Consider the following 1,119-nt stretch of genomic DNA (forward strand, 5'->3'; position numbering starts at 1 on the left):
TGGGATTTGATAGGAGGTAAGAAATATGATTGGAGTAACCTATCAGGAAATTCATCTCTTTGTTGAGTTTTTGAAAAAGCAGTATGGGCAAGGTCGTCCAGACTATATTGAAGCCCTGAACGACTTAGACGGTCTGGTGAAAGTCTCCTATAGAGAAGCTATTGAAAGATTTTTAGAAGATGAAGTACGATAAACAGGCTGAGCTTGACGGACTGAAACGTACAATTGAGCAAAATGAAGAGAAGATAATCGAGTATTCGAAGCCGTGCGATGCACGCAAGAGACGGATTAGAGCGCTGGAGCGCGATTTGTTGAAGAAAAAGAATAAAGAATTGAGGAAGAAAATAAAGGAGTTGGAAGATGAAACTTAAGGAATTGATTGAGAAATTCGAAGAACGAAAAACAATAATTGGCAATTATCAAGGTTATGCAGTTTGGTGGGAAGATGTTAAAGAAATCTTTGAACAACTAGACGAACCGCAACCGGTCAAAATTCCGCAGTGTGTGGCGGATTGGATTGAGGAATGTAAGAAAAAAGGAGATTTATCTTTAGGCGGTGCTATTCAACTTCCATGTCCTGAAATTTATGAATGGTTAATGGATTGGGAGAACCAGGAACTCTTTGCTCAAGCTTGGATTTTTGGCTACGAGGTTGAGGAAGAGAAGCAGTATGCAGTGAAGATAAAGGCGTCTGGTCAGTATTTAGCTAAAACAAAACTAAAAGAAATTTCGTTTATGTACAACGGCGCTTGCTCACATTTTACTCGCAAACAACTAGAAGAAGCTGGCTTCGGCTGGGTGTTTGATTGCCTAGGGATTGAGATTGAAGAGGTGGAGTGATGATACAAACGCTTGAAGAAGGAATGAAGAATCAAAGTAAACGCATAAAAATCCCAATGGAAATCAGACCGTTTGATGTGGGTTATCGAATAGTAAATAAACACGGTCAAGCGCTTGCCTTAAAAAACGGAGCAAGTATATTCGCTTTACCTTCGCTGGCCGAAAAAGCGATAAAGAAAGAGTTTGGAAAAAATGATCCAGACTTTGACATTGGAAAACATTTTGTTGAAGAGGTCGCTATTGTCAATTTAAGTAAATTTCATAGTTATTTTGAGGAGG

4 protein-coding genes are annotated in these 1,119 nt (G+C 39.1%); all 4 read left to right on the top strand.

All coding sequences use genetic code 11. From position 1 onward, the window contains the following. Positions 1 to 25 precede the first annotated feature (25 nt). A complete protein-coding gene (locus SMIDD26_RS12040; RefSeq protein ID WP_134990309.1) occupies positions 26 to 193 on the top strand; it encodes a hypothetical protein in 168 nt (55 codons plus the stop codon). Next, entirely contained in the window at positions 180 to 371 is a 192-nt protein-coding gene (locus SMIDD26_RS10785) for a hypothetical protein (RefSeq protein ID WP_061440102.1), read from the top strand. Before SMIDD26_RS12040 ends, SMIDD26_RS10785 begins: the two co-directional genes overlap by 14 nt. Continuing rightward, positions 361 to 840: a DUF1642 domain-containing protein gene (locus tag SMIDD26_RS10790; RefSeq protein ID WP_061440103.1), complete on the top strand. Its 480-nt coding sequence runs from the start codon at positions 361 to 363 to the stop codon at positions 838 to 840. Before SMIDD26_RS10785 ends, SMIDD26_RS10790 begins: the two co-directional genes overlap by 11 nt. Further along, positions 840 to 1,119 (top strand): hypothetical protein (locus tag SMIDD26_RS10795; RefSeq protein WP_061440104.1); only part of this gene is annotated, 280 nt, incomplete at its 3' end. The genes SMIDD26_RS10790 and SMIDD26_RS10795, both read left to right, overlap by 1 nt.

It is taken from the genome of Streptococcus mitis, assembly GCF_001579035.1.
GTDB classification, from domain to species: domain Bacteria; phylum Bacillota; class Bacilli; order Lactobacillales; family Streptococcaceae; genus Streptococcus; species Streptococcus mitis_J.